At 73.7% G+C, this 4,944-nt stretch carries 3 protein-coding genes and 1 pseudogene; 1 reads left to right on the plus strand and 3 read right to left on the minus strand.

Annotated elements, in window-relative coordinates:
- The first annotated feature begins 255 nt into the window (after positions 1–255).
- Positions 256–1,845 carry a helix-turn-helix domain-containing protein gene (locus FA014_RS17735; protein ID WP_154730955.1) on the plus strand — a complete coding sequence of 530 codons (1,590 nt, stop codon included), beginning with the start codon at positions 256–258 and terminating at the stop codon, positions 1,843–1,845.
- A 72-nt stretch (positions 1,846–1,917) separates the two neighbouring features.
- Here the strand turns inward: FA014_RS17735 and guaB are convergent, their stop codons facing one another.
- The 3 genes and pseudogenes from guaB to FA014_RS20225 form a co-directional block, all read right to left on the minus strand.
- Positions 1,918–3,447, minus strand: a complete 1,530-nt coding sequence (gene guaB / locus FA014_RS17740; RefSeq protein WP_154730953.1) for an IMP dehydrogenase — start codon at positions 3,445–3,447, stop codon at positions 1,918–1,920.
- Positions 3,448–3,535: 88 nt separating this feature from the next.
- Positions 3,536–4,228 carry a response regulator transcription factor gene (locus FA014_RS17745; RefSeq protein WP_154730954.1) on the minus strand — a complete coding sequence of 231 codons (693 nt, stop codon included), beginning with the start codon at positions 4,226–4,228 and terminating at the stop codon, positions 3,536–3,538.
- Positions 4,229–4,330: 102 nt separating this feature from the next.
- Positions 4,331–4,944: pseudogene (locus tag FA014_RS20225) on the minus strand (MerR family transcriptional regulator); the annotation flags it as partial.

Genomic DNA, 4,944 nt, shown 5'->3' on the forward strand with positions numbered 1-4,944 from the left:
CCGCATCGCCACCCAGCCCGCGCTGCCCGTCGCGGTCACGCCCGAGCCGGTCGCGATCCGGCACGACCCGGCCCGGGACCGCCGGTTCGCCGGGCGCCCGGTCCAGGACACCCTGATCGCCTGACCAGCGCGGATCCCCGCCCCGCAACACCGGCCATGAGGTCGGCATCCACCGGCTGCGAGCGCCCGCACACGATCTCCCCATCCGGCGGCGAGCAGATATCTCATCCATGAGTTAACGTCGTCGTCGTGACCATGACCAACCCGACGACCGGAGCCGTCCCCACGGTGACCTCGTCCCTCCCCGTCGTCACCCCGACCCTCCCCGAGCAGCTGGCCCACGTGGGCTCGCTCGTCCGGTCCGCGCGCCGCCACCGCGGTCTGACGCAGACCCAGCTCGCCGAGCTCCTCGGCACCAGCCAGTCCGCCGTGCACCGCATCGAGCAGGGCGCGCAGAACCTCAGCCTCGACATGCTGACCCGGATCGGCGCCGCGCTCGACTCCCCGATCGTCACGCTCGGCGGCCCGCAGCACACGCACCTGCGGGTGCGCGGCGGCGCGCGGCTGTCCGGACGGCTCGACGTGAACACCTCCAAGAACGGCGCCGTCGCCCTGCTGTGCGCGTCGCTGCTCAACCGGGGCACCACCCGGCTGAAGAACGTCGCGCGGATCGTCGAGGTCGACCGGATCGTCGACGTGCTCCGCTCGGTCGGCGTGCGCGCCACCTGGTCCGCGGACGGCCGGGACCTGGAGATCGTCGTGCCGAAGGACCTCGACCTCGAGGCCATCGACGTCGACGCCGCCCGCCGCACCCGGTCGATCATCATGTTCTTCGGCCCGCTGCTGGGCCAGCAGGACGAGTTCCGGCTGCCGTACGCCGGCGGCTGCGACCTCGGCTCCCGCACCGTCGAGCCGCACATGATCGCGCTGCGCCCGTTCGGCCTGTCCGTCACCGCGAGCGGCGGCCGCTACCTGGCCCGCGTCTCCGACCCGGGCACGGAGAACCTGTCGATCGTGCTGACCGAGCGCGGCGACACCGTGACCGAGAACGCGCTGATGGCCGCGGCCCGCCGCCCGGGCGTCACCACCATCCGCAACGCCAGCCCGAACTACATGGTCCAGGACCTGTGCTTCTACCTGGAGCTGCTGGGCGTCCGCGTCGAGGGCATCGGCACCACCACGCTGCGCGTGCACGGCAAGGCCGACATCGACGCCGACGTGGAGTACGCCGTGTCCGAGGACCCGGTCGAGGCGATGAGCCTGCTGACCGCCGGCATCGTCACCGGCTCGGAGATCACGGTCGGCCGGGTGCCGATCGAGTTCATGGAGATCGAGCTCGCGACCCTGTCCGAGATGGGCCAGCGCTACACGCTGTCCGAGGAGTACACCGCGCACAACGGCCGCACCCGGCTCGTCGACATCACGGTGCACCCGAGCGAGCTGCGTGCCCCGCTCGACAAGATCCACCCGATGCCGTTCCCCGGGCTCAACATCGACAACCTGCCGTTCTTCGCGGTCATCGCCGCGTGCGCGACCGGGTCGACGCTGGTGCACGACTGGGTCTACGAGGGCCGCGCCATCCACCTGACCGACCTGACCCGGCTCGGCGCCGACGTCCGGCTGCTCGACGCGCACCGGCTGCAGGTGTCCGGCCCGACCCGCTGGTCCGGCGCCGAGGTGTCCTGCCCGCCGGCCCTGCGGCCCGCCGTCGTGATCCTGCTCGCGATGCTGGCGGCCAAGGGCGAGAGCGTCCTGCGCAACGTCGACATCATCGCCCGCGGCTACGAGGGGCTGCAGGAGCGACTCGTGGAGCTCGGCGCGCAGATCGAGACGTTCCGGGACTGACACCCGCCGCACGACGAAGGGCCGGGAGCGCGTGCTCCCGGCCCTTCGTCGTGCGGTGCGGCGTGCGCCGGCTCAGCGCACCGTGTAGTTCGGCGACTCCGAGATCATCTGCACGTCGTGCGGGTGCGACTCCTTGAGCCCCGCCGGCGTGATCCGGACGAACTTCCCGCGCTGCTGCAGCTGCGGGATCGTGCGCGCGCCGACGTAGAACATCGACTGGTGCAGGCCGCCGACCAGCTGGTGCGCCACCGCCGCGAGCGGGCCGCGGTACGGGACCTGGCCCTCGATGCCCTCGGTGATGATCTCGTCGTCGGTCAGGTCGCCCTGGAAGTACCGGTCCTTCGAGTACGACCGGCGGTCGCCGCGGCTCTGCATCGCCCCGAGCGACGCCATGCCGCGGTACCGCTTGAACTGCTTGCCGTTGACGAACACCAGGTCGCCGGGCGACTCGTCGCAGCCGGCGATCAGCCCGCCGACCATGACGCTGTCGGCACCGGCGACGAGGGCCTTGGCGATGTCGCCCGAGTACTGCAGGCCGCCGTCGGCGATGACCGGGACGCCCGCGGGCTTCGCGGCGAGCGACGCCTCGTACACGGCGGTGACCTGCGGGACGCCGACCCCGGCGACCACGCGGGTGGTGCAGATCGAGCCCGGGCCGACGCCGACCTTCACCGCGTCCACGCCCGCGTCGACCAGCGCCTGCGCGCCCTCGCGGGTCGCGATGTTGCCGCCGATGACCTGCACGTGCCGCGTCGCGGGATCGGACTTGATCCGCCGCACCATGTCGAGCATGAGGCGGGCGTGCCCGTTCGCCGTGTCGACGACCAGCGCGTCCACGCCGGCCTCGACCAGCGCGGTCACCCGGTCCCAGGCGTCCCCGAAGAAGCCGACCGCCGCGGCGACGACCAGGCGGCCGCTCGCGTCCTTCGTGGCCATCGGGTACTGCTCGGACTTCACGAAGTCCTTGACGGTGATGAGGCCCTGGAGGCGGCCGTCGGCGTCGACCAGCGGCAGCTTCTCGACCTTGTGCTTGCCGAGCAGCGCGGCTGCGTCGTCGTTCGAGATGCCCACCGGGCCGGTGATCAGCGGCATCGAGGTCATGGTGTCCCGCACCCGGCGGGTGGTGAACTCCGCCGTCGGCACGAACCGCAGGTCGCGGTTGGTGATGATGCCGAGCAGGCGGCGCGCGTCGTCCACGACCGGCAGCCCGGACACGCGGTACTTCGCGCACAGCGCGTCGAGCTCGGCCAGCGTCGCGTCGGGGCCCACGGTCACGGGGTCGGACACCATGCCGGACTCGGAGCGCTTCACCAGGTCGACCTGGTGGGCCTGCGCCTCGATCGACAGGTTGCGGTGCAGGACGCCGATGCCGCCCTGGCGCGCGATGGCGATGGCCATCCGCGACTCGGTGACGGTGTCCATCGCGGCGGACACGAGCGGGATCGACAGGGAGATCTCACGCGTGAGCCGGGTCGTGGTGTCGACCTCGCTCGGGATGACGTCGGTCTCGCCCGGGAGGAGCAGGACGTCGTCGTAGGTGAGACCGATGAAGCCGAACGGGTCGGCAGGCGCGGCGGATCCAGGGGTACCCAGGTCGGTCATCCACCCATGATACGGCCGCCCCGCGCGCCTCCCGGCGCCCACCGGGGTGACCTGCGCGACGTGACCGTCCGGCCCGCCGCGCCCGTGGTCAGCGGATCAGGCCGCGGCGCAGCCCGATCGCGACGGCCTGCGCGCGGTCGGCGGCGCCGAGCTTGCGGAACAGCCGGCGCGCGTGCGTCTTGATGGTGTCCTCGGACAGGAACAGCTCCTGGCCGATCTGCGCGTTCGACCGGCCGTTGCTCATGCCGACCAGGACCTCGACCTCGCGCTTGGTGAGCGAGACCTCGTCGCGGCCGGTGGCCTGCGCGGGCAGCTCGACGCGGGTGACCACGGGGGTGGGCGCGCTCGCCACCGCGCCGTGCCCGTGCGCCGTGAGGCCGTCGTGCGGGACCGCACCGGGCGCACCGGGGACGCCCGGGCTCGCGAGGATGTGCGCCGCCACGGCGGCGAGCTCCGCGCGGCCGACGTCGGGCGCCAGGTAGCCGCGGGCGCCGAGGGCGATCGCCCGGTCCAGCGCGATCTCGTCGCCGGGAACCGCCAGCATCACGATCGTCGACTGGGAGGGGACCGCGCGCAGCCGGCGGATCGCCTCCACGGGGCCCGGGGTGGGCAGGTGCGCGTCGAGCAGCACGATGGTCGGCGGGACGCGCCGCGCCAGCGTGACCAGCTCGTCCACGGTCGCCGCCGCGCGCACCGGGGCCAGTGCGGGCACCCCGAGTGCCGTCAGGACGATGCGCTCGCGCACCGCCGTCGATCCGTGGCACACCACGACGCCAGCCATCGACCTCCGCCTTCCGCCTGTGCCAGGACCCTGGCGGATCCGGCTCCCTTCCTGTATCGGCCGGATCGGGCCCGACGTTAGCGTCCAGGAAGAACCCAGGTGTCAGGCGCAGACGGCCAGGACTTCGTGGACCAGCCCCGGGACCGTCCGGACCCGGTGCACCTGGCGGCCGAGCGGGACCTCCCCCGCGGCCTCGTCGGGCACCATCACGAACACCGGCAGCTCCGCGTGCGCCTCGGCCAGCGCGTCGACGAGCCCCAGGTCGGGGGCGGTCCGGTCGCTCAGCAGCACCACCGCGGAGGGCGACGTCATGGCGGCGATCTCGAGCAGCCGGTGCCGCCCGGTGGGCCCCGCCACGACCCGCGCGTCCACCCCGGCGTCCGCGAGCGCGCCTGCGAGGACGTGCAGGGACAGCGGCCGAGGTTCACCCGGTGCGGCGAGCAGCAGCACGATCCGCCGGCGGGACGGGTGCCGCGGGACCCGGCCGGAGCGGTCGCGCAGCACCGCCAGCGCGGCGGCGACGACGAGGGCGTCGGGCTCGTCCCCCGGCCGGGCCAGGACGGTGCGCGAGGCGATGCCCGCGCGGGCCGGCGCGACCAGGTCCGACCACCAGCCGACCAGGTCGCCGCCCGACGGCAGCCCGAGCAGGCGGGCGACCTCGGCGGCGTCGGCGCGCAGCGCGGCGTCGATGACGGCCGTGGGGGTGGCGGGACGGG

It is taken from the genome of Cellulomonas hominis, from assembly GCF_005239125.1.
Lineage (GTDB): Bacteria > Actinomycetota > Actinomycetes > Actinomycetales > Cellulomonadaceae > Cellulomonas > Cellulomonas hominis_A.

Excerpts from the sequence above, each read along its gene's own strand:
- FA014_RS17735 (WP_154730955.1), top strand. The coding sequence starts at position 256 with ATGACCAACCCGACGACCGGAGCCGTCCCCACGGTGACCTCGTCCCTC.
- guaB (WP_154730953.1), bottom strand. The coding sequence starts at position 3,447 with ATGACCGACCTGGGTACCCCTGGATCCGCCGCGCCTGCCGACCCGTTC.
- FA014_RS17745 (WP_154730954.1), bottom strand. The coding sequence starts at position 4,228 with ATGGCTGGCGTCGTGGTGTGCCACGGATCGACGGCGGTGCGCGAGCGC.